Here is a 23734-nt window from a genome sequence, read left to right on the forward strand (position 1 = left end):
CATCGCGGGGCAAGCCCGCTCCTACACTGTAGGAGCGGGCTTGCCCCGCGAGGCTGTTAAAAGGCTGCTTTAAAGATCGCCTCGATCTCTGCCTGGCTGGCCACCCGCGGGTTGGTCAGACCGCAGGCATCCTTCAGGGCATTGGCCGCCAGGGTCGGAATATCGGCCTCCTTGGCCCCCAGCACCGCCAGCCCCGGCGCAATATCAATGGCCCGCGACAGCTGCTCGATCGCCGCCAGGGCGGCATCGCTGCCCTGCTCGGCACTCATGGCGCTGACATCCACGCCCATGGCCTTGGCCACATCGCGCAGGCGCGCGGCGCTGACGCTGGCGTTGAAGCGCTGCACATGGGGCAGCAGCACCGCGTTGCACACGCCATGGGGCAAGTCATAAAAACCGCCGAGCTGGTGGGCCATGGCATGCACATAACCCAGCGAGGCATTGTTGAACGCCATGCCAGCGAGGAACTGGGCGTAGGCCATGTTTTCCCGGGCCTTGAGGTCGCTGCCGTCGGCCACGGCCTGGCGCAGGTTGTCGCTGATCAGCTCGATGGCCTTGATCGCGCAGGCGTCGGTGATCGGCGTGGCGGCAGTGGAAACGTAGGCCTCGATGGCGTGGGTCAGGGCATCCATGCCGGTGGCCGCGGTCAAGCCCTTGGGCATGCCGACCATCAGCGCCGGGTCGTTGACCGACAGCAGCGGCGTGACGTTGCGGTCGACAATGGCCATTTTCACGTGGCGCGCTTCGTCGGTGATGATGCAGAAGCGGGTCATCTCACTGGCGGTGCCGGCGGTGGTGTTGATGGCAATCAGCGGCAGTTGCGGCTTGGCCGACTGGTCCACCCCTTCGTAATCACGGATATGCCCGCCGTTGGTGGCGCACAGGGCAATGCCCTTGGCGCAGTCATGGGGCGAGCCGCCGCCCAGGGAAATCACGCAGTCGCAACGCTCGCGCTGCAACAGCGCCAGGCCCTGCTCGACGTTGGCAATGCTCGGGTTGGGCTTGGCGCCATCGAAGATCGCCGAGTCGATGTCGCGCATCGCCAGCATTTCGGCAATGCGCTCGGCGATCCCGGCCTTGGCCAGGCCCGCGTCGGTGACGATCAGGGCCTTGCGCAGGCCGTATCCGGCAATGGCAGCCATCGCCTCTTCGAGGCAATCGATGCCCATGATGTTGACGGCGGGGATGAAAAACGTGCTGCTCATGGCGAAATCCTCATGCAATGTTCCTTTGCCATGAGGATCCGCCTGTCTGCCCTGCCCCGTGTTGATCTGAGTCAGCCGAGGAACAGCCGGTAGGCCGGGTTGTCGCTTTCGTCCCAGTAGCGGTAGCCCATGGCGTCCAGCGCTGCGGGCAGGCCGGGCTGTTCATCCTGGGGCACTTCCAGGGCGGCAAACACCCGCGCTTCGGCGGCGCCGTGGTTGCGGTAGTGGAACAGGCTGATGTTCCAGCGCTTGCCCAGGCGCTCGAGAAAGCCCAGCAAGGCCCCCGGACGCTCGGGGAATTCAAAGCGCAGCACGCGCTCGTCCGCCCCAGGCCCGGCATGCCCGCCCACGGTGTGGCGCACGTGGGCCTTGGCCAGTTCGTTGTCGGTCAGGTCGAGCACGCTGTAACCCTGATCGCGCAGGCTGGCCAGCAACTGGTCGCGCGGGTCGGTCTGCGGATGGGTCTGCACGCCAACGAACAGTCGCGCCTCCTTGCCGGGGTAGTAGCGGTAGTTGAACTCGGTGATCTGGCGCTTGCCCAGGGCCTGGCAAAAGGCGCGGAAACTGCCCGGCTGCTCGGGGATGGTCACGGCGATGATCGCTTCGCGCTGCTCGCCCAGTTCGGCGCGCTCGGCAACATGGCGCAGGCGGTCGAAATTGACGTTGGCACCGGAGTCGATCGCCACCAGGGTCTGACCCTGGGCGCCTTCGCGGGCCACGTACTTCTTGATCCCGGCCACAGCCAGGGCGCCGGAAGGTTCGGTGATCGAGCGGGTGTCGTCGTAGATGTCCTTGATCGCCGCGCACAGCTCGTCGCTGCTGACGGTGATGACCTCATCGACATAGTGGCGGCACAACTCGAAGCAATGGGCGCCGATCTGCGCCACCGCCACGCCTTCGGCAAAGCTGCCGACCTGGGCCAGCACCACCCGCTCGCCGGCGGCCATGGCCGCTTGCAGGCAGTTCGAGTCCTGCGGCTCGACGCCGATCACCTTGACCTCGGGGCGCAGGTACTTGACGTAGGCGGCGATGCCGGCGATCAGGCCGCCGCCACCGACCGGAACGAAGATCGCATCCAGCGCGCCGGGTTGCTGACGGAGGATCTCCATGGCCACCGTGCCTTGACCGGCGATCACGTCGGGGTCGTCGAACGGCGGCACGAAGGTCGCGCCTTCGCTATCGGCCAATTTCAGCGCATGGGCCAGGGCGTGGGGGAAGCTTTCGCCGTGCAGCACCACCTGGCCGCCGCGCGAACGCACGCCTTCGACCTTGAGTTCCGGGGTGGTGGTCGGCATCACGATAGTGGCGCGCATGCCCAGTTCGCGGGCGGCCAAGGCCACGCCCTGGGCGTGGTTGCCGGCGGACGCGGTGATCACCCCGCGCTGGCGCTGGGCCGGGCTCAGGCGGCTGAGACGGGTGTAGGCGCCGCGGATCTTGAAGGAAAAGGTCGGCTGCAGGTCTTCGCGCTTGAGCAACACCTGGTTGCCAAGGCTGCGCGACAGCGCCGGCGCCGCTTGCAGGGGCGTTTCGATCGCCAGGTCGTACACCGGCGCCGCAAGAATGCGCCGCACGTAGTCAGACAGCAGGTTCAGCGGCGCGGCAGGTGTGCGGGGGCTAACGGCAAGGCTGGTCATCGGTGACTCCTGGTTTTTTTAAAGTGCCCAGGAGAGAGAGAAAGAACCCGCCTCCAGGGCGGGTTCGGTGCAAGTGCCAGCTAGCCCGCCAAAACGATAATGGCGGTAATAATGCTGCACTGAGGCGACTGCAGGAATGTGTTCATGCCAGCGAAACTAGCGCAGCCGCCCAGGCAAAGTCAAGCAGGCTCGCGGGCAGAATCGGGCACATCGAACACCCGGTCGAAGGCCCACTGGAACACGAAGGCATAGACAAAGAAGAATGCGAACAGCGCAAGGTTGGTCAGCAGCGCCTGCCACAGGCTGATCTGCAGCCAGCCGGCGACCACCGGCAAGAGGATCAGCACCAGCCCGCCTTCAAAGCCCAGGGCGTGGAGAAACCGCCGCCACAGGGTGCGCTGGCGCTGGGCCTGGCGGGCTTCCCAATGCTCGAACGCCCAGTTGTAGAACATGTTCCAGGCCAGGGCCACCGCCGACAGAATCAGCGACAGCACCGTGGAGTGGGCCATGCCGGCATCGAAGGCCCAGGACAGCGCCGGCGCCACGCACAGCACGGCGATGGTTTCGTAGAGAATGGCCTGGACGACCTTGCGCGACTTGCCTTGCATATCTGCCTCCCTGAACGTCAATGAAGCCCCACCCTAGCGGCGTTGAGGCGATGCTTCAATTGAGCTAAATTGAGCCTCCCTCAATTGGCTTGAGCACCGTGTTCGGCAAACTGCCCCTGACTGCCCTGCGCACCTTCGAATCGGCGGCCCGCCTGGGCGGCTTCAAGGCTGCCAGCGACGAACTGGCAGTCACGCCTGCGGCGGTTTCGCACCAGATCAAACGCCTGGAATCGCAGCTGGGCCTGCTGCTGTTCGAGCGCAGCCGCCAGGGTGTCAGGCTCAGCGACGCCGGCGAGCGCCTGTACCTGCAGGTGCACCAGGGCCTGGCCAACCTGCAGCAAAGTCTTGACGACCTGCAACCGCCCTGTGATCGCCAGCAACTGACCCTGACCACCACCGCGGCCTTCGCCAGTGCATGGCTGATCCCGCGGCTGGGCGATTTCCATCGCCGCCATGCCGACATCCAGGTGCGGGTGCTGACCGGCAACGAGGTGGTCGACCTGCAGCGCGAGCACCGTTTCGACCTGGCCTTGCGTGCCGAATTCAATCCTGATCCGGCGTTGCAGCGGTTGCCATTGCTGGCCGAGCATTTCGCGGTATACACCCCGCCCGGTTGGCAGCCGCCGCCTGCCAATCTGCCGCTGTCGATGCTTGAAGTGCCGTGGGCTTCGGTCAGTGGCGTGGTCATCGACTGGGCCCGCTGGTGCGCCCTGGCCGGGTGTGAAGACTGGCTGCAACGGGCGCGTTTTCATCACTATGACGATGAGCACCATGCCCTGCAGGCGGCCGCTGCCGGCTATGGGCTGGTGCTGGCCAGCAACGTGCTGGTGGCCGACAGTGTGCGCCAGGGTGTGCTGCAGCCGTGGCACCCTGAGGTGCGCTTGCCGGCCGCGCAGTACAGCGCCGTGTGGTTGCCGGGGCGCGAGCGCGAACCTGCGCTGCGGGCGTTTCTCGACTGGCTGGCACTCTCCCTGGGGCCTTGAGCAATCGCTGACCCGCCCATTGGACAACCCCGCCTTCTACTGCTTGTATCTAAACCTTACAAGAGCGGCAGAACGTACAACTTCTCAGAAAAGGACGGACGAGGAGCGGGATAATGGCGTACACAGTCATGATGGTGTTTGGCACACGCCCGGAAGCGATCAAAATGGCCCCGCTGGCCCAGGTGTTGCGCCAGTGGCCGGATATCGAGCTGAACATCTGCTCCACCGGCCAGCACCGGGAAATGCTCCAGCAAGTGCTGCACGATTTTGGCCTGAGCGTCGATGAAGACCTCAAGGTGATGACCCAGAACCAGACCCTCAACGGCCTGTCCCAGCAATTGCTCAAACAGCTCGACGACACCTACGCACGCATCCAGCCCGACATCGTCCTGGTGCACGGCGACACCACCACCAGTTTCATCGCCGCGCTGGCGGCGTTCAACCGGCAGATCCCCATCGGCCACGTCGAGGCAGGGCTGCGCACCGGCAACCTCAAGGCGCCGTGGCCCGAGGAAGCCAACCGGCGCCTGACCGGGGTGATCGCCGACCTGCATTTCCCGCCCACCACCAAGGCCCGCGACAACCTGCTGCGCGAAGGCGTGGTGCTCGAGCACATCGAAGTCACCGGCAACACCGTGATTGACGCGCTGCTGTGGATGCGCGAGCACCTGAACAAGAGCCAGTGGAAACCTGCGCCCGAGTCGCCGCTGGCGCAACTGCGCGACGACCAGCGCCTGGTACTGATTACCGGCCATCGCCGGGAAAACTTCGGCCAGGGTTTCGAACGCATCTGCCTGGCCCTGGCCGAACTTGCCTTGCGTTACCCGCACGTGCAGTTCGTCTACCCGGTGCACCTCAACCCGCAGGTGCAAAAAGCCGTGTACGCGCTGCTCTCGCATCAGCCGAACATCCTCCTGGTGGCGCCCCAGGACTATCAGCATTTCGTCTGGCTGATGGACCGTGCCTACCTGATCCTCACCGATTCGGGCGGCGTCCAGGAAGAAGCGCCGGCACTCGGCAAGCCCCTGCTGGTGCTGCGCAAGGTCACCGAGCGGCCGTCAGTGCTCGAAGGCGGCACGGTGATGCTGGTGGGCACCCAGACCGAACGCATCGTCAAGGAAACCAGCCGCCTGCTCGATGACAGCGAGGCCTACCAACGCATGAGCCGGGTGTTCAGCCCTTACGGCGACGGCCATGCCAGCGAACGCATCGCCGAACGCCTGAGCCGCTGGCTCGAGGAAAACGCCGCTGAGCGAGACGAGGCATGAGCCTGGCCTGGGTCGATTTCTTCACCTATGTATTGTTCGGCCTCAAGCTGCTGGCCATCGTCCTTGCCAGTTTGATGTTCCTGCTCGGCCTGGATGACCTGTTCATCGACATCGTCTATTGGGGCCGCAAGCTGATTCGCCGCTTTCGCATCTACGACAAGTACGAGAAGGCCGACGAAAAACGCCTTTTCGAAGTGCCGGAAAAACCCCTGGCAATCATGGTCCCGGCCTGGAACGAGGTCGGTGTGGTCGGCGAGATGGCGCGCCTGGCGGCCTCGACCATCGACTACGAAAACTACCAGATCTTCGTCGGCACCTACCCCAACGACCCGCAGACCCAGGCCGACGTCGACGCCGTGTGCCTGCACTACCCCAACGTGCACAAGGTGGTGTGCGCGCGGCCCGGGCCGACCAGCAAGGCCGACTGCCTGAACAACATCATCGATGCGATCCTGCGTTTTGAGCAGGACGCGCGCATCGAGTTCGCCGGCTTCATCCTGCACGACGCCGAAGACGTCATCTCGCCCATGGAGCTGCGGCTGTACAACTACCTGCTGCCGAACAAGGACATGATCCAGATCCCGGTCTACCCCTTCGCCCCCGAGTGGCGCGGTTTTACTGCCGGGCACTACGTCGACGAGTTCGCCGAAAACCACGGCAAGGACGTGATCGTGCGCGAAGCGTTGACCGGCCAGGTGCCCAGCGCCGGGGTCGGCACCTGCTTCAGCCGCAAGGCGATCAGCGCCCTGCTCGAAGACGGCGACGGCATTGCCTTCGACGTGCAGAGCCTGACCGAAGACTACGACATCGGTTTTCGCCTCAAGCAAAAGGGCATGAAGTGTATCTTCGCCCGCTACTCGATGAGCGACCCGCAACTGGCCCTCAAGCGCGACTGGCGCTGGGGCATGAGCCGAGAGTTCGCCCAGGTCATCTGCGTGCGCGAGCACTTCCCGCGCGACTGGCAGCATGCGATCCGGCAAAAGTCGCGGTGGATTGTCGGCATTGTCTTCCAGGGCACCAGCAACCTGGGCTGGAGCCGCACCGGCGCGCTCAACTATTTTCTCTGGCGCGACCGCCGCGGCTTGTTCGCCTACCTGCTGAGCTTTCTGGTCAACCTGCTGTTCCTGGTGCTGATCGCCATGTGGCTGGTGACGATGCTGGCGCCCAACGCCTGGCGCTTCCAGTCAATTCTCAGCGACAGCCCGCTGCTGATGACCCTGCTCTGGCTCAACGGCCTGTTGTTGATCAACCGCCTGTTCCAGCGCGGATTTTTCGTCACCCGTTACTACGGCATCTTCGAGGGGCTGCTGTCGGCGCCGCGGATGATGTGGAGCAACTTCGTCAACTTCTTCGCCAACCTGCGGGCGCTGCGCCAGGTCATGGAAATGGGCGACTCGCGCCGGGTGGCGTGGGACAAGACCACCCACGAGTTCCCGGCCCTCGGCGCGCCGGCACGCACGCCTCTGGGTCAGCGCCTGGTGGCCAAGGGGCTGATCAGCGAGGCGCAATTGCAAGTGCTGATCACCAGTCCCGTGCGCCGGCGCCTGGGCCGCGAACTGCTGCTGCGCGGGCTGTTGACCAGCGAGCAACTGGTGCAAACCCTGGCCGAACAACTGGATTTACCCTGGGCGCCATTAAATCCATTCAAACTTGAGCGCAAATTGATTACCCTGCTGCCCCGCCGCCTGGCAGTGCACTACGGGGTGCTGCCGGTAGCGCAAGACGGCGATACATTGATCCTGGCCAGCGAAGGCCCGGTCAGCCAGGTGTCCCTCGGGGTCATCAGCCGTCAACTCAAGCGCCCGGTGCAATATCGCCTGGCGCCCCAGGGCCGGGTCACCCTCGGCCTGCGTTACCACTACCCCAGCCCCTGGCAGAAGGAGGAGACCCGGCACATGCTCGCGGTTCTCGAAAAGCATCAGGACGATGCCGCGTTGCTTGAGCGGGTCAGTCACCACCAAATCATGCTCGGCACCCTGTTGCAGGTGCGCGGCATGGTCCCCCCCACGTTGTTCAACCAGGCCTTGATCGATTTCAACCCGGAGCACATGTCCCTGGGCGAGCACCTGATTGCCCGCGGCATCATCAGCGAAGCGGTACTGCAAGACGCCCTCGCCGAGCAGCTCGAAGAACAGCAAGCCGCTTATGACCTGACCCGGGAGGTGGCATGAGTGTGCGCCCGCCGCTGACGCTGGCCAGTTTGTTGTTGTCGTTCTACACCGTGCACGGCCTGGCCGCGCCGCTTAGCGACTTCGAACGCTTTCGCAGCTACCCCTTCCTTGAACGCAGCTACCGCGAGGCCAAGGCCGACAACTGGAAAGAAGTCGAACGCCTGACCCGCCACCTGCTCGAGCGGGTACCCAACAACAGCGAAGCCCGCGCCTTGCTGATCCAGGCCCTGGCCCATCAGCGCCGCTACCGCGAAGCCGAGCAACTGGCCGAAGCCGCCAGCAGCAGCGACGCCGACGCCCTGCTGGAGCTGCGCCTGACCTGGATCGAGCAGGACCCACCCGCCGCAAGCCGGGTCGAGGGCTGGATCGCCACGAGCAGCCTCAACCAGCGTATCCGCCTGTGGCAGGCCTACAGCCTGAGCCTGGCCAAGTTCGGTGGCGCGGCCAAGGCCCTGGAGTGGCTCAACCACCTGCCGGCCCATGGCGACGACAACATCCTGCGCCTGGCCCGGGCCAACTGGGCCGAGCAACTGCGCAACTGGAGCCAGACCATCGCCGCCCTGGCGCCGCTGGCCGAGCGCGGCGAGCTGCCGGCGCAAGACTGGCAACGCCTGGCCAACGCCTACGTACAGCGCCTGGACGAGGCGCCACTGCAACAACTGCTCAAGCAGGCGCCCACCCCCGAGATCGCCCGCCAGACCCGCCTGGCCATGGCCAACCGGGCAATTGCCATGGGCCACACCGAGCTGGCCCAGCGCTGGCTGCAGTCGCTGCCCGAGCAAGACCTGCACGACCCGGCCAATCGTCGGCAGCTGTGGGAACTGGCGCGCCAGGGCGATGATGCCGCGCTGGTACGGCGGCTCAGCAACGAGCTGAACCGGCCATGCCTGGAAACCACCGAATGGCTGTCGCGCCACGATCCGCAGGCCGCCCGCGAGCAGCTCAAAGGCTGCCGCGCCGATGACAACCCCAAAGCCTGGCTGGTACTCAACCAGCGCCTGCAGGGCCCGGGTGGCGAGGCGCGTTCCGCACAGATGTGGGAGCGCCTGTACCGCCAGAGCGGCGACCTGCAGGCCCTCGAACAAGCGAGCTTCCTGCAGCTCAAGGAGGGCCGCAAGGAGCATGTGCGCCAACTGCTCGAACAGGCCTACGACCGCCGCCAGGGCCGCTTGCCACAACCCTTGCTGCAGCGCCTGGCCGGGCTTTACAGTGCCGACGATGCGCCGCTCGACAGCCGGCGAATGGCCGGCTTGATCCCGCGGGTCGATGCCGCCAACCGCGCCCTGCTGCTCGCCCGCCTGGCCGAGCGCGGGCAGTGCGACACGGTCCGCCAGGCGATCCCCGCCACACCCAGCGAAGTCGGCCAGTTGCGTGCCCTGGGCCGCTGCGCCATGCCCGAGCGCCCTGGCGAAGCGGTGGTCTATTACCAGGCCGCCGCAGACCTGGGCGATACCGGCAGCCGCCTGCCGCTGGCCTACGCCCTGGAAGCCGCCGGCGATTCCTACGCCGCGCAACCGCTGTGGAAAGCCCTGGCCGACAGCGAGTGGACCGCCAACGCCCGGCTTACCGCCGCGCGCAGTGCGCTGAACGCCGACAATCCTCACCTGGCATACACCTATTGGAAACAGGCAACGCCGGTAACGGCCGATGACTGGGCGCTGGGCGCGGCCATCGCCCAGCGCGACTACCAGGTCCACGACGCCATGGACTACCAGCGCCAGGCCCTCGCGCAGCAACCGCGCCCCGACCATTACTATGGCGCTGCGGTGACCGCCGCGCAGAATGGCGACCTGGCGCAGAGCACCGCCTGGCTTGCCGAGGCCGTGCGCCTGGCGCCAGAGCAGCCGCGCTACAGCGCCGACTACGGCATGCGCCTGGCGGGCTCGGAACAACAAGTAACCCGCGCCCGCTCGATCCCCTACCTTGAGCGCGCCGCTCAGGCCTTCCCCGAGGATTACCGGATCGGCGAAACCCTGGCCTGGCGCTACGACGAAGTCGAGAACAGCGCGGCGGCCCGTAAAGAGCTGCGCCGGGTGCTGGACGTCGAACACGACCTGGTCGATGGCGACGACCAGTTCGGCAGCCTGGACGCCCGCAAGTACCGTCAGCGCCGCGCCCACGAGGCGCTGTCGCGGCGCGACAGCTTCACCCTGGCCAGCACCTGGTCGCCGGCCGGCGTCTCGACCAACGACAACTTTCGCGATGACCGCCAGGACCGCCGCGCCACTTCGCAAAACGTGCAACTGGCGATGTGGGACCACGCCCTCGGTGAAGAGCCGAGCCGCAACGGCAGCACCTTCTCGGTCTACGGCCGGGTGCTGTTCGGCGGCAGCGGGCGCAACGACTATGCGCAGAGCATGGGCACCGGCGTCGGCCTGCGCTACAAGCCGTTGGGCACCAGCAACCTGAACCTGTACACCGAGCTGTACCACCAGCGCCAGATCGACGATGCCCGTTACGGCGGCCTGAGCCTTGGCCAGTTGCTCAGCCCGAGCAAGGTCGGCGACAACTATGGCGACCTGCGCGGCCATGCCGAGTCGAGCAACGACCTGCTGCTGCGCGCCACCGCCTCGTACCTCGACCAGGGCAAATGGCGCAACGACTGGCGGGTCGACGAGGACGAGTGGGACGAGCGTTTCCTCTACCTCGATGCCGCCTGGTGGACCCGCGCCGGCGACCATCAATGGCTGTCGCGCTACCAGCGCGGGCACACCTGGAAGCTGCCCAGTGCCTCGCCACAAACCCTGATGCCGTATGGTTTTCTCGAGTTCTCAAGCCAGGACCCGAGCAACGACTGGCGCCAGGACCTGCGCACCGGCCTGGGCCTGCGCTGGCAATGGTGGTTCGACGACGACCGCTACAACGCCTATCGCGGTTCGCTGAAAGTACGCGCCGAATACCAGCAGTCGCTGGGCGGCAATCTTTATGAACACGCCAACGGCGTGTTGCTGGGTGCGGAGTTGACCTTTTGATGCGCCGCTTGATCGCTGTGATGCTGTTCGTCCTGAGCCTGCAGGCAACTGCCGACGAGCGCCTGTTCTACCAACCGCTGAACCGCGACGCGCAGTTGAGCGAGGCGCAGTGGCGCGCGCTGTGGCAAGCCACTGCGGCCCAGGGCGGCAAAACCCTGATCGTGCAGTGGAGCGCCTATGGCGACAGCGACTTCGGCGGTGCCCGGGGCTGGCTGGCCAACAGCCTGCGCCTGGCCCACGAACAAGGTCTGCAGCTGGTGCTGGGGCTGTACATGGACGCCGCCTATTACCAGCGCATCGACGAACTCGATGGCGCCGGCCTGGCCGCCTATTGGCGCGCGCAACTGGGCAATTCCCTGGCCCAGCAGCGCAAGATCCGCCAGGACTGGCAGTTGCCGGTGGCCGGCTGGTACCTGCCGATGGAGCTGGACGACCTGCACTTTCACAGTGCCGACCGCCGCCAGGCGCTGTACACCCAGCTACAGGCCTTCAATCGCCGCCTGGATGCGCCGCTGCACATCAGCGCTTTCAGCGCCGCGCGCCTGAGCCCGCAAGTCAATGCTCGCTGGCTCGAGCAGCTGGCCAGCCTCAAGCTGCTGGTCTGGTGGCAGGACGGCGCCGGCACCGGGCGCCTGGCGCCGCTGGTGCGCCAGCACTACGAGGATGCCCTGCCCTGCAGCATCGGCATCGTCAACGAAGCCTTTCGCCAGACCAGCGCCGCCGGCCAGCCCTTCACTGCCGTGGCAGCGCCACCGCAGCTGCGCAGCGACTGTCATCCGCGGGCAGTGTTCTCGTTGCGCTACCGACCCTGGACCCAGGGGGTACTGCCCTTGGCCGGGCACTGAAACCGTCTTCTTCGAGCATTCAGGGCTGCCATGTACAAGACCATCGAACAGCAAGTGCGCAGGAACGTCGCACCGCCGCAACTGCGCGAAGAATTCCGCCAGCACGACTTCGAAAGCCTGAAGTCGTTCAGCTTGCTGGTGTTCGTGCTGAGCCTGGGGATCTGGATTCTGTTCGACCTGATCGTCAGCTACCAGGGCAATCAGGGCCTGACCTGGCTGTCGGCGCTGTTCATCGCGGTGATGGGCATGCTCACCATCATCCTCGGCTTCGTCCGCAAGGCGGCGCATTTCGATGTGCTCAACCTGGTGTTCATCGCCGTGATCACCCTGGCGGTTCGAATGGTGATCGACGGCCTGCCGCAAGCGCTGCGCCCGGCCTGGATGGTCCTCGGCGCCTCGAGTGTGCTGTACAGCGTGTCGGTGCTGCCGGTGCGGCGCTGGTCGTTCCTGGCGACGATGCTGGTGACCTGGGTCAACCTCAACCCGTTCCAGGTCCCGGACATGCACCTGTTCGAGCTGCGTGGCAGCATGTTCGTCTGCTATGCGGTGTTTCTCAACGGCCTGACCCTGTACAGCTACCTGAAGATGCGCCGGGCCAAGCTGTACAACTTCTACATGGCCAAGCTGCTGCTCGAGCAAGCCTACGTCGATGCCCTGACCGAGATCCCCAACCGCCGTTCGTTCATGGCCAAGGCCGAAAAACACCTGCAGCAGGACGCGGCCGCCACGCGCTACCTGGCGATGATCGACATCGACAACTTCAAGAAGGTCAACGACCAGTTCGGCCACGACATCGGCGACGTGGTGCTCAAGCGCATCGCCGCCGACATCAAGGCCTCGATGAGCGAATTCGAGTACGCACGGCTGGGCGGTGAAGAGTTCGTGATCTACGTCTGGGGGCTCAACCAGGCCGACGCCGAACGGCGCATCGACGCCCTGTGTCGGCGGGTCCGTGACGAAGTCGCCGAGCATCCGGTGACCATCAGTATCGGCCTGGCGCAAATCCTCGCCGAAGACACCCTGAGCAACGCCCTGGTCAAGGCCGACCAGGCGTTGTACGAGGCCAAGCGCAGTGGCAAGGACCGCTACGTGCTGTGGCGCGAGCCTCTCGGGTTGTAAGCCTTCAGCCCTTCGCGGCGGCCGCCAATGGCGCCGCGCCTTCGCCGAGATGCTCCCGCCACCCCTGCCGAGCCGCCTGGCAGCGAGTGCAAGCCTGCGGCCAACCGCGACCATCCTGCCGGTAAAGGCCGCAATCGTGCCGTCACAGCGGCTGTAGTAGTGCTCTGCCGGTCATCGCCAAGCCCCCTTGCGCTGCCTCTCAAAGCCCCCGTCCGCGTGCACTTGCAGATCATTTGCGCCGCTCTACGCTGCAATTTCGCGCAAACCCGGACAGAGGAACACTCGAATGGATTCGAACATCACCAGCGAAACCGGCCACCCCTTGACCGCAGGCCAACTGTGCATGTGGTTCAACGCCCAGCTTGCCCCACCCCAGACCAACATGAACCTGGCGGAGTCCGTCGACATATTTGGCGCGGTGGACGTCGAGCGCTTCATGACCGCCCTGCGCCGAGTGGCTGATGAGGCCGAAGCGGTGCGGCTGAACTTCGTTGACAGCGCCGAAGGCCCGCGGCAACTGCTGGCCCCGCGATTCAGGGGGGAACTGCCGTTTCTCGACTTCAGCACGGCGGATGATCCACGGGCCAGTGCCGATGCCTGGATGCATGACGACATCCAGCGCCGCGTCGACCTGGGCTGCGACCCGCTGTGGATGTCGGCGCTGCTCAAGCTGGGCCCGGCGCATTTTGTCTGGTACCAGCGCCCGCACCACATCATCCTCGACGGCTTTGGCGCCGGGTTGCTGGTGCGGCGCCTGGCCGACACCTACCAGGCCCTCGGCGAAGGCCAGCCGGTGTCCGCCGCCAGCGCCTTGCTGCCGATCAGCGAACTGGCCGAACAAGACAGCGAGTATCGCCAGTCGGAGCGCTTTCAGCGTGACCGCGAGTACTGGATGCAGCGCTTCGCCGACCTGCCGGCGCCGATGAGCCTGGCGCGCCAGCGCACCCTCAACCACGACGGCCTGCTGCGCCGCACCGCCCACCTGCCCGCGGCCAGGGTCGACGCCCTGCGCCAGCGCGCCAGCGAACTGGGCAGCACCTTGCCGCAGATCCTCACCGCCGCCACCGCCGCCTACCTCTATCGGGCCACCGGCAACCAGGACATGGTCATCGGTGTGCCGCTCAGCGCCCGGCGCAACGCACGCATGCGCCAGGTGCCGGGCATGGTCGCCAACGCCATGCCGATGCGCCTGAGCATGCGCCCGGACATGAGCCTGGCCGAGCTGGTCCAGGAGGTATCGCGGCAAATGCGCCAGTTGCTGCGCCACCAGTCATACCGCTACGAGCACCTGCGCAACGACCTGGGCCTGCACGGGGCTCATCAGCAGCTGTTCACCACCCTGGTCAATATCGAGCCCTTCGACTACGCCATTGCCTTCGACGGCCACCCTACCCGCGCACGCAACCTGTCCAACGGCACCACCGACGATTTGGGCATCTTCTTCTATGAGCGCGGCCTGGGCCAGGACCTGCAGTTCGATTTCGACGCCAACCCCGGGCTGTACAGCGCCCAGGCACTGGCCGAACACCAGCAGCGCCTGCTCAAGGTGTTCGACGCGCTGATCGAACAGCCCCAACAGATGGTTGCCCGCATCGAACTGCTGAGCGACGAACAGCACCAGCAGTTGCACGCCTGGAACCGCACCGCGGTGGACTACTCGCCGTGGCAGCCGGTCAGCCAACTGATCGAACAGCAGGCCCGGCGCACACCCGATGCCTGCGCGCTGCTGTTCGCCAACCAGCAGCTCAGCTACGGGCGCCTGAACCAGCAGGCCAATCGCCTGGCCAATCGTCTGCAACAGCACGGCATCGGCGCCGACAGCCTGGTCGCCATCGCCATGCCGCGCTCGCTGGAACTGGTGATCGGCCTGCTGGCCATCCTCAAGGCCGGCGCCGCTTATGTGCCGCTGGACCTGGAGCTGCCGCGCGAGCGACTGCGCTTCATGATCGAGGACAGCGCAGTCCAGTTGTTGCTGACAGCGCAGGCGTACAGCGGCCTTGGCGCCAATCTTGCCCCTGAACTGATGCTCGATGACCTGCTGGACGATGAGCACGGCAACGACGATCCCCCCCTCAGCCACGTGCAAGGCAGCAACCTCGCCTACCTGATCTACACCTCCGGCTCCACCGGCCAGCCCAAGGGTGCCAGCAACAGCCATGAGGCCTTGTACAACCGGTTGATGTGGATGCAGGCGGCCTACCCGTTGACGAGCGCCGACACTGTGCTGCAGAAGACCCCTTGTGGCTTTGACGTGTCGGTCTGGGAGTTCTTCTGGCCGTTGATGAGCGGTGCCCGCCTGGCCATCGCCGAGCCCGGGGCCCACCGCGACCCGCAACAGTTGCTGGCGCTGATCCAGCGCTACCAGGTCACCACCCTGCACTTCGTGCCGTCGATGCTGCAGGTGTTTGTGCCCGAGCTCCAACCCGGCCAGGGCCAAAGCCTGCGGCACATCATCTGCAGCGGCGAAGCGCTGCCCGCCGAGCTGCAGCACCAGGTGCTGCAGGCGCTACCCAATACCGCCCTGCACAACCTCTATGGCCCCACCGAAGCGGCCATCGATGTCAGTCACTGGACTTGTCGCGACGATGGTAGCCACAGCGTGCCGATCGGCCAACCGATCGCCAACCTGCAGGCCTATGTACTCGACAGCAGCCTGCACCAGCAGGCAATCGGCAGCCCTGGTGAGCTGTACCTGGGCGGCATCGGCCTGGCCCGGGGTTATCACCGCCGCCCGGGGCTGACCGCCGAGCGCTTTGTCGCCAACCCGTTCGGGCCGCCCGGCAGCCGCCTGTACCGTACCGGCGACCTGGCACTGTGGCGCGCCGACGGCCAGCTTGAATACCTCGGGCGGGTTGATCAGCAGGTCAAGCTGCGCGGCCTGCGCATCGAGCTCGGCGAGATCGAGCACCTGCTGGCCAGCCATCCGCAGATTGCCCGCTGTACGGTGCAGGTGCGCGAAGACTGCCCCGGCCAGCAACAACTGGTGGCCTACCTGGTGCTGGCCGGTGAACAGGCGCTGGACCTGGGCCAGCTTGGCTATTACCTGGGCGAGCGCCTGCCCGAGTACATGGTGCCCAAGGTATTTGTGGTGCTGGCGCAACTGCCGTGCACCGCCAATGGCAAGCTCGACCGCCGGGCGCTGCCGGTGCCGGCGCAGCACCTGCAGGCACAACGCCCCGCCGAGCCTGCGCAAGGCCCGCTCGAACAGGCCTTGGTGCAGATCTGGAGTGAACTGCTGCAGCGCCAGGGTATCGACCGCAACAGCCACTTCTTCGAACTGGGCGGCCATTCGATCCTGGCAGTGCAAGTCGCCGCACGCTTGCGCCAGCAACTGGGCATAGAAGTGATGCCCACCGATCTGTTCACCCGCCCGGTGCTGCACCAGTTTGCCGAGCAGCTCCAGCGCAGCGCGGACCTGGTCCGTCCTGGCGACCCGTTCACGGTGCTGCTGGAACTGCGCAGCGAGGGCAGCCAGGCGCCGCTGTTCTGCCTGCCGCCGGGCGGCGGCCTGGGCTGGCCTTACGCGGCGCTCAGTGGTTACCTGCCCGACCGCCCGCTGTATGCCCTGCAGGCTCGCGGCCTGCGCAACCCGGGGCTACGCCCGCAGAGCGTCGAAGCCTGCGCCAGCGACTACCTGGCGCAGATCCGCAAGGTCCAGCCGGTTGGCCCGTACCATTTGCTCGGCTGGTCATTCGGCTGCCATGTCGCCCACGCCGTGGCGACCTTGCTGCAGCGCGAGGGCGAGTCAGTGGCACTGCTGGCGCTGCTCGACGGCTACCCGCTGCAACCTCACAGCCAGGTCCCGCAACTGAGCGACCAACAACTGCTGGCCCTGCTGATCGGCACCCTGACCAACAGCCCGGCAGACTTCAGCCAGCCCTTGCAACCGATCGCCGAGCAGCGCCGTTACCTGGCCGAAGTGCTCAACCTGGAAGGCGCGATCGTCCAGGCCTTCTGCGATGAAGTGCGCCAGACCGTGCCGTTGATGGAGCGTTTCAAACCGCAGGTGTTTGCCGGCGAGGTGTTGTTCCTGCGCGCTACCGAAGGGCTGCGTGACGCCCTGTGGCAAGACCCCGAGCACTGGCGCACCCACGTCGATGGCCGGTTGCAGGTCCACGATATTGCCTGCATGCACGAAAACATGCTGCGTGCCGACGCCGTGGCGCAGATCGCACCGCTGCTGGCCAGGGCCCTGCAGGCCAGCGAAACCGCCCGCCGTGCCCAGGAGGTGAACCCATGAGCAGCCCATTCGACAACCCGCAAGGGCAATTCCAGGTGCTGCGCAATCACTTGCACCAGCACAGCCTGTGGCCGGCCTACCTGGCCTGCCCGCCCGGCTGGCAGGCGGTGTTCGGCCCGCAGCGCAAAGCGCTGTGCCTGGACTACGTCGAGCAGCACTGGCGCGACTTGCGCCCGCGCCGCTAGCCGCGCGGCAGCCTGATCTTGAACTGCGCACCGCCCAGCGCCGACTGCCCGACCGTCAGGGTGCCGCCCTGGCCTTCGATGGCCCGGCGGCTGATCGCCAGGCCCAGGCCGAAGCCGCCGGTGGTACGGTCGCGGCTGCGGTCCAGGCGGTAGAACGGCTGGAAGATCAGCTCGCGCTGGTCGTGGGGGATGCCGATGCCGTTGTCCTCCACGGTCAGCAGGCAATGGCCCTGGGGGTCGAGGCTCAGGCGCAGGAGGATCTGCCCGTCGCAGTAGCGCATGGCGTTGCGTACCAGGTTCTGCAAGGCACGGGCGGTCAGCCGTGGGTCGAGGATGAAGCGCGGCAGGTTGTCGTCGGCGCGCACCTGCCATTCGATGCCACGGCCATCGAGCTCTTCGGCAAAGCTGCCGAGGATGCTGTCGACCAGCTCCAGCAGCGACACCTCGACCCGCTCGCGGGCCTGGTCGGCGTTCTGCAGACGGCTGTAGGACAACAGCTCGAGCACCAGTTCATCCAGCTCGCGCACATGGCCGACCAGTTCCAGCAGGCGCTTGCGGCAGTTGGGCGGGACTTCGTCAAACAGCAGCACCAGGCCAAAATCCAGGCGTGTCAGCGGCGTGCGCAGCTCATGGGACACGGCATTGAGCAGTTCGCGCTGCTGGGTCAGCAGGCGTTCGACGTCCTGGGCCATGGTGTCGAACACCTGGGCCAGTTCGCCGATGTTCGAGCGCGGCGGAATATGCGTGCGCTGCGACAGCTCGCCCTGGCCCAGACGCCGGGCGGTTTCCTTGAGCCGTTCAAGGTCGCGCCAGTGCGGCCAGACCCAGAACAGCAGGCAGCCGAGCAACGCGGCGCCGATCAGCACGGTCACCACCCAGGACAGCAGGCTGATGTCCAGAGGATCGGGCGGATTGCTCAGTTCCACCAGCCAGGTGTCGTCCAGTGGTGCCAGGGCGGTCTCGTAGTAGCCCCAGTCGCCCAGGCGCACCACGTTCAGGCCGGCCTTGAGGCGGTCGCGCTCCGCATAGCTGAGGCCAATCTGGTCCTGGCGGCGCAGTTGGATTTCCAGCGGGGCGAAATCCGCCGCCAGTTCCTTGGCCTTGGCCGGCCATTCAGTGCTCGGCACCTGCTCGAACTGCTTGACGATCAAGCGTTGCACGCCACGGGCCTGGTCAAGGTTGTAGGCAATGAAACGCTGGTGAAAGGCGCCGACGATGGCATCGGGAATCAAAAAAATCGCCCCGGCATAGGCGACGATGGTGATCAGGTACAGGCGGATGAGGATTTTCAGCATGAGCCGCTAGAACTCCCACTCGACCCGGCTGAACAGATACCCCTTGCCCCACACGGTCTTGATCTTGCGCGCCTCGCCTGCGCTGTCGTCGAACTTGCGCCGCAGCTTGGAAATCGCCACGTCCACCGAGCGGTCGGTGCCGTTGAACTCGATGCCGCGCAGTTGCTGGAGGATGCGGTCGCGGCTGAGCACCACGCCGGCATTGCGCGCCAGCACCACCAGCAGATTGAATTCGCCGCTGGACAGCTCCACCGGCTGCTCGCGCCAGAACACATTGCGCTCGGCCAGATCGATGCGCAGGCCGCCGACCACGATCAGGTCGCTCTCAAGGCGTGGCTCGTTGATGCTGCTGCGGCGCAGCAAGGTGCGTATCCGCGCCAGCAGCACCCGTGGTTCGCACGGTTTGGTCACGTAGTCGTCGGCGCCCATTTCCAGGCCCAGCACCTGGTCGTGGCTATCGTCGCGGGCGGTCAGCATGAGGATCGGCAGGGCCTGGGACTCGGCGCGCAACAGCCGGCACACCTGCAGGCCGTCGAGGCCCGGCAGCATCAGGTCGAGGATCACCAGGTCCGGTTTGTTGCGCCGCGCCTCGGCCAGCACGTGATCGCCACGAGCAATCACGCTGACGCTGAAGTCGTTGCGCTGCAGGTAGCTGGCGATCAGTTCGGACAGGGCGCAGTCGTCTTCGACCAGGAGAATATTGGGCATGGGCAGTTTGACAGGCTGGGAAAGTCAGGCAGGATATAAGAGCTCACGCGCTCGCAGGATAAAGCTTCACACTTTTTTACACATGGCCTACACAGCTTAACTGTTGCCCGTCGGTCGCCTGCCTTAGCATTGCCGGGTCATTTTCGGAAGATCCGCATGTCCAGTTCAAGTCCCGCCCGTCTGCGCGCCCTGGCGCCGCTGTTGTTGATCACTTTCGCCCTGAGCGCCTGCGACGACAAATCGCCTGCCGAAGAAAAGGCCCCGCCCAGCGCAGTGCGGGTCGAGACCGTGCAGGTGCAGCCGCTGGCGATCACCACCGAGCTCAATGGCCGCATCCTCGCCCCGCGCACTGCCGAAGTGCGCGCGCGGGTGGCCGGCGTGGTGCTCAAGCGCGTGTACCGCGAAGGCAGCGACGTCAAACAGGGCGATGTGCTGTTTCGCATCGACCCGGCGCCGTTCCAGGCCGACTTCGACAGTGCCCGCGCCGCCCTGGCCCGCGCCGAGGCCACGCGCTACCAGGCGCGCCTGCAGGATCAGCGTTACCGCGAACTGATCGCCATCAATGCCATCAGCCGCCAGCAGCACGACGATGCCCGCGCCGCCTTCCTGCAGGCCGATGCCGACGTCGCCGCGGCCAAGGCGGCGCTTGAGCGAGCCAGGCTCAACCTCGGTTACGCCACCGTCACCGCGCCGATTTCCGGACGCATCGGCCGCGCCCTGGTGACCGAAGGGGCATTGGTCGGGCAGAACGAAACCACACCGCTGGCGACCATCCAGCAGCTCGACCCGATCCATGCCGACGTCACCCAGTCGACCCGCGAACTCAATGCCCTGCGCCGCGCCCTGCGTGCCGGCGAACTGCAGCAGGTGGGCCAGGACCAGGCCAGCGCGACGCTGATCCAGGACGACGGCACGCCCTACCCGCTGCCGGGCAAACTGCTGTTCTCGGACATCAGCGTCGACCCGAGCACCGGCCAGATCACCCTGCGCAGCGAGTTCCCCAACCCCGACCTCGACCTGCTGCCGGGCAGCTTCATCCGCGTGCGCCTGGAGCAGGCGGTCAAGCAGCAAGGCATCAGCGTGCCGCAGCGGGCCATCCTGCGCGACAGCGCCGGCAAGCCGAAGGTCATGCTGGTCGATGGCGAACAGCGCGTCAGCGAACGCCCGGTGGTGCTGGGCAGTGTGCAGAACGACCGCTGGATCGTCAGCGAAGGCCTGGCCCCCGGTGACCGGGTGGTGGTCGAAGGCCTGCAGCACATCAGCCCCGGCGACCAGGTAGAGGTCGACAACGCGGGCAAGGACGCCCTCCCCATCGTTCAGTCCAACGGCCAGTGAGGGCCTGATTCATGCCGCAGTTTTTCATTGACCGCCCGGTGTTCGCCTGGGTGGTCGCCTTGTTCATCCTGCTTGCCGGCGCCCTGGCCATCCCGCAATTGCCGGTGGCCCAGTACCCCGACGTGGCGCCGCCGCAGGTGGAAATCTACGCCGTGTACCCGGGTGCCTCGGCGCAGACCATCGACGACAGCGTGGTCAGCCTGATCGAGGAAGAGCTCAACGGTGCCGACAACCTGCTCTATTTCAGCTCGCAAAGCAGCCTGGGCAGCGCCACCATCACCGCCACCTTCGAACCGGGCACCAACCCGGACCTGGCCCAGGTCGATGTGCAGAACCGCCTGAAAGTGGTCGAGTCGCGCCTGCCGCGCCCGGTCACCCAGCAAGGCCTGCAAGTCGAGAAAGTCTCCACCGGTTTCCTGCTGATGGTGACCCTCACGGCCATGGACGGCAGCCTTGACGAAGTCACCCTGAGCGATTTTCTCGCCCGCAACGTGATGAACGAGATCCGCCGCCTCAAGGGTGTCGGCAAGGCCCAGCTGTATGGTTCGGAGCGGGCCATGCGCATCTGGATCGACCCGGCCAGGCTGATCGGCTTCAACCTCACCCCCGATGACGTCAACGAGGCCATTGCCGCGCAAAACGCCCAGGTGGCGCCGGGCAGCATCGGCGACCTGCCGGGCACCGGCACCCAGGAAATCACCGCCAACGTGGTGATCAAGGGCCAGCTCAGCACGGTCCAGGAGTTCCAGGACATCGTCCTGCGCGCCAACCCCGATGGCTCGACCGTGACCATTGGCGATGTCGCCCGGGTCGAGATCGGCAGCCAGGAGTACCAGTACGGCACCCGCCTCAACGGCAAGCCGACCAGTGCCTTCAGCGTGCAGCTGTCGCCCGGCGCCAACGCCATGGAAACCGCGACCCTGGTGCAAGCCAAGCTCAGCGAGCTGTCGCGCTACCTGCCGCCGGGGGCCAAGTTCGACATCCCCTACGACACCTCGCCGTTCGTCAAGGTCTCGATCCAGCAGGTGATCACCACCCTGCTCGAAGCCATGGCCCTGGTGTTCGCGGTGATGTTCCTGTTCCTGCAGAACATCCGCTACACGCTGATCCCGACCCTGGTGGTGCCGGTGGCGCTGATGGGCACCTTTGCGGTGATGCTGTCGCTGGGCTTCTCGGTCAACGTCCTGACCCTGTTCGGCATGGTTTTGGCCATCGGTATCCTGGTGGACGACGCCATCGTCGTGGTCGAGAACGTCGAGCGGATCATGAGCGAGGAAGGCCTGGCGCCGCGCGAGGCGACCAAAAAGGCCATGAGCCAGATCAGCGGCGCCATCGTCGGCATCACCCTGGTACTGGTGGCGGTATTCCTGCCGATGGCCTTCATGAAAGGCTCAGTGGGGGTCATCTATCAGCAGTTCTCGGTGTCGATGGCAGTGTCGATCCTGTTCTCGGCGTTCCTCGCCCTGAGCCTGACCCCGGCCCTGTGCGCGACCTTGCTCAAGCCGATTGCCAAGGGTTCGCACCACGAAAAAACCGGCTTCTTCGGCTGGTTCAACCGCCGCTTCGAGAGCATGACCAACGGCTACCAGCGCTGGGTGATCCAGGCCCTCAAGCGCAGCGGTCGCTACCTGCTGGTCTACGCGGTGCTGGTGGCCGGGCTGGTGTACGGCTTCAGCCAGTTGCCCTCCTCGTTCCTGCCCACCGAAGACCAGGGCTACACCATCACCGACATCCAGCTGCCGCCGGGGGCCAGCCGCGCCCGCACCGAACAGGTGGCGGCGCAAATCGAGGCGCACAACGCCACCGAACCTGGCGTGGGCAACAGCACGCTGATTCTCGGTTTCAGCTTCTCTGGCAACGGCCAGAACGCGGCGCTGGCATTCACCACCCTCAAGGACTGGTCCGAACGCGGCAGCGACGACAGCGCGCAATCGATCGCCGACCGCGCCAACGCCGCCTTCAGCCAGCTCAAGGACGCCATCGCCTATTCGGTGCTGCCACCGCCGGTGGACGGCCTGGGCACTTCCAGCGGTTTCGAGTTCCGCCTGCAGGACCGCGGTGGCCTCGGCCATGCCGGGCTGATGGCGGCGCGTGACCAGTTGCTCGCCGCCGCCGAGAAGAGCCCGGTGCTGGTCAACGTGCGCGAAAGCGCCCTGGCCGAAAGCCCGCAGGTGCAGCTGGAAGTCGACCGCAAGCAGGCCAACGCCCTGGGCGTATCGTTTGCCGATATCGGCAACGTGCTCAACACTGCGGTGGGTTCCAACTACGTCAACGACTTCCCCAACCAGGGGCGCATGCAGCGCGTGGTGGTGCAGGCCGAAGGCGACCAGCGCAGCCAGGTCGATGACCTGCTGAAAATTCACGTGCGCAACAGCAGCGGCAAGATGGTGCCCCTGTCGGCGTTCGTCCAGGCCAAGTGGATCACCGGCCCCGTGCAGCTGACCCGCTACAACGGCTACCCGGCGATTGCCGTGTCGGGCGAGCCGGCACCGGGCTATAGCTCCGGCGAGGCGATGAACGAGATCCAGCGCCTGGTCGACCAACTGCCCTTGGGCATGGGCCTGGAATGGACCGGGCTGTCGCTGCAGGAGCGCTTGTCCGGCTCCCAGGCGCCGATCCTCATGGCCTTGTCGCTGCTGGTGGTGTTCCTGTGCCTGGCGGCCTTGTACGAGAGCTGGTCGATCCCGACCTCGGTGCTGCTGGTGGTACCGCTGGGGGTGCTCGGCGCGGTGATTGCGGTGAGCCTGCGCGGCATGCCCAACGATGTGTTCTTCAAGGTCGGCCTGATCACCCTGATCGGCCTGTCGGCGAAGAACGCCATCCTCATCATCGAGTTCGCCAAGAGCCTGGTCGATGAAGGCCACGACCTGGTCGATGCCACCGTGCAGGCGGCGCGCCTGCGCCTGCGGCCGATCGTCATGACCTCGCTGGCATTCATCCTCGGCGTGGTGCCCCTGGCAATTGCCAGCGGCGCAAGCTCCGCCAGCCAGCAGGCGATCGGTACCGGGGTGATCGGCGGCATGCTCAGCGCCACCCTGGCGGTGGTGTTCGTGCCGGTGTTCTTTGTTGTGGTGATGCGCCTGACCGGCAAACGCCGGGCCAAGGCTCAAGCCCCTGCGCCAGAAGCCAGCGACAGCTGATCTGGACAGACCGCGGCGTGCATGGG

The 23734-nt window shown here is 66.0% G+C and carries 15 protein-coding genes; 10 read left to right on the forward strand and 5 right to left on the reverse strand.

Features of this window, described 5'->3' with window-relative positions:
- Positions 1 to 56: 56 nt before the first annotated feature.
- From yiaY to BLR26_RS17900, 3 genes are all read right to left on the reverse strand, one after another.
- The gene (gene yiaY, locus BLR26_RS17890) at positions 57 to 1205 is read right to left on the reverse strand and encodes an L-threonine dehydrogenase (RefSeq protein WP_093383396.1); all 1149 of its coding nucleotides are present in this window, start codon (positions 1203 to 1205) and stop codon (positions 57 to 59) included.
- A 71-nt stretch (positions 1206 to 1276) separates the two neighbouring features.
- Complete coding sequence (ilvA, locus tag BLR26_RS17895) at positions 1277 to 2839, reverse strand: threonine ammonia-lyase, biosynthetic (RefSeq protein WP_093383399.1); 1563 nt, start codon at positions 2837 to 2839, stop codon at positions 1277 to 1279.
- 179 nt (positions 2840 to 3018) lie between these two features.
- Entirely contained in the window at positions 3019 to 3447 is a 429-nt protein-coding gene (locus BLR26_RS17900) for a PACE efflux transporter (protein ID WP_045198705.1), read from the reverse strand.
- A gap of 98 nt (positions 3448 to 3545) precedes the next feature.
- On the opposite strand from BLR26_RS17900, the gene BLR26_RS17905 reads away from it, so the two are divergent.
- From BLR26_RS17905 to BLR26_RS17940, 8 genes are all read left to right on the forward strand, one after another.
- The gene (locus BLR26_RS17905; RefSeq protein WP_176794263.1) at positions 3546 to 4430 is read left to right on the forward strand and encodes a LysR substrate-binding domain-containing protein; all 885 of its coding nucleotides are present in this window, start codon (positions 3546 to 3548) and stop codon (positions 4428 to 4430) included.
- A 113-nt stretch (positions 4431 to 4543) separates the two neighbouring features.
- Positions 4544 to 5698 carry a non-hydrolyzing UDP-N-acetylglucosamine 2-epimerase gene (gene wecB / locus BLR26_RS17910; protein WP_093383410.1) on the forward strand — a complete coding sequence of 385 codons (1155 nt, stop codon included), beginning with the start codon at positions 4544 to 4546 and terminating at the stop codon, positions 5696 to 5698.
- Positions 5695 to 7869, forward strand: coding sequence for a cyclic di-3',5'-guanylate-activated glycosyltransferase NfrB (gene nrfB / locus BLR26_RS17915; protein ID WP_093383415.1), 2175 nt, complete (start codon positions 5695 to 5697; stop codon positions 7867 to 7869). The genes wecB and nrfB overlap by 4 nt, the downstream gene beginning before the upstream one ends.
- Positions 7866 to 10841 (forward strand): NfrA family protein, encoded by a 2976-nt coding sequence (locus BLR26_RS17920; protein WP_093383420.1) that lies wholly within the window; start codon positions 7866 to 7868, stop codon positions 10839 to 10841. Before nrfB ends, BLR26_RS17920 begins: the two co-directional genes overlap by 4 nt.
- Complete coding sequence (locus BLR26_RS17925) at positions 10841 to 11686, forward strand: DUF4434 family protein (protein ID WP_093383425.1); 846 nt, start codon at positions 10841 to 10843, stop codon at positions 11684 to 11686. Before BLR26_RS17920 ends, BLR26_RS17925 begins: the two co-directional genes overlap by 1 nt.
- A gap of 30 nt (positions 11687 to 11716) precedes the next feature.
- Positions 11717 to 12805, forward strand: a complete 1089-nt coding sequence (locus BLR26_RS17930) for a GGDEF domain-containing protein (RefSeq protein ID WP_093383429.1) — start codon at positions 11717 to 11719, stop codon at positions 12803 to 12805.
- Between the two features lie 286 nt (positions 12806 to 13091).
- The gene (locus BLR26_RS17935) at positions 13092 to 17045 is read left to right on the forward strand and encodes a non-ribosomal peptide synthetase (RefSeq protein WP_093383434.1); all 3954 of its coding nucleotides are present in this window, start codon (positions 13092 to 13094) and stop codon (positions 17043 to 17045) included.
- Entirely contained in the window at positions 17042 to 17230 is a 189-nt protein-coding gene (locus tag BLR26_RS17940; RefSeq protein ID WP_045198690.1) for an MbtH family protein, read from the forward strand. Before BLR26_RS17935 ends, BLR26_RS17940 begins: the two co-directional genes overlap by 4 nt.
- On the opposite strand, the gene BLR26_RS17945 is transcribed toward BLR26_RS17940, so the two are convergent.
- Entirely contained in the window at positions 17227 to 18525 is a 1299-nt protein-coding gene (locus tag BLR26_RS17945) for an ATP-binding protein (RefSeq protein WP_045198688.1), read from the reverse strand. The two genes, BLR26_RS17940 and BLR26_RS17945, sit on opposite strands and share 4 nt — an antisense overlap.
- A 6-nt stretch (positions 18526 to 18531) precedes the next feature.
- Positions 18532 to 19233 carry a response regulator gene (locus tag BLR26_RS17950; protein ID WP_045198685.1) on the reverse strand — a complete coding sequence of 234 codons (702 nt, stop codon included), beginning with the start codon at positions 19231 to 19233 and terminating at the stop codon, positions 18532 to 18534.
- 156 nt (positions 19234 to 19389) lie between these two features.
- Here BLR26_RS17950 and BLR26_RS17955 point away from each other — a divergent pair, with 156 nt between their 5' ends.
- A complete protein-coding gene (locus BLR26_RS17955; protein ID WP_093383439.1) occupies positions 19390 to 20568 on the forward strand; it encodes an efflux RND transporter periplasmic adaptor subunit in 1179 nt (392 codons plus the stop codon).
- Between the two features lie 11 nt (positions 20569 to 20579).
- A complete protein-coding gene (locus BLR26_RS17960; RefSeq protein WP_093383444.1) occupies positions 20580 to 23708 on the forward strand; it encodes an efflux RND transporter permease subunit in 3129 nt (1042 codons plus the stop codon).
- Positions 23709 to 23734: the final 26 nt, after the last annotated feature.

Origin of the sequence: Pseudomonas sp. UC 17F4, from assembly GCF_900101695.1 — a bacterium.
Taxonomy (GTDB): domain Bacteria; phylum Pseudomonadota; class Gammaproteobacteria; order Pseudomonadales; family Pseudomonadaceae; genus Aquipseudomonas.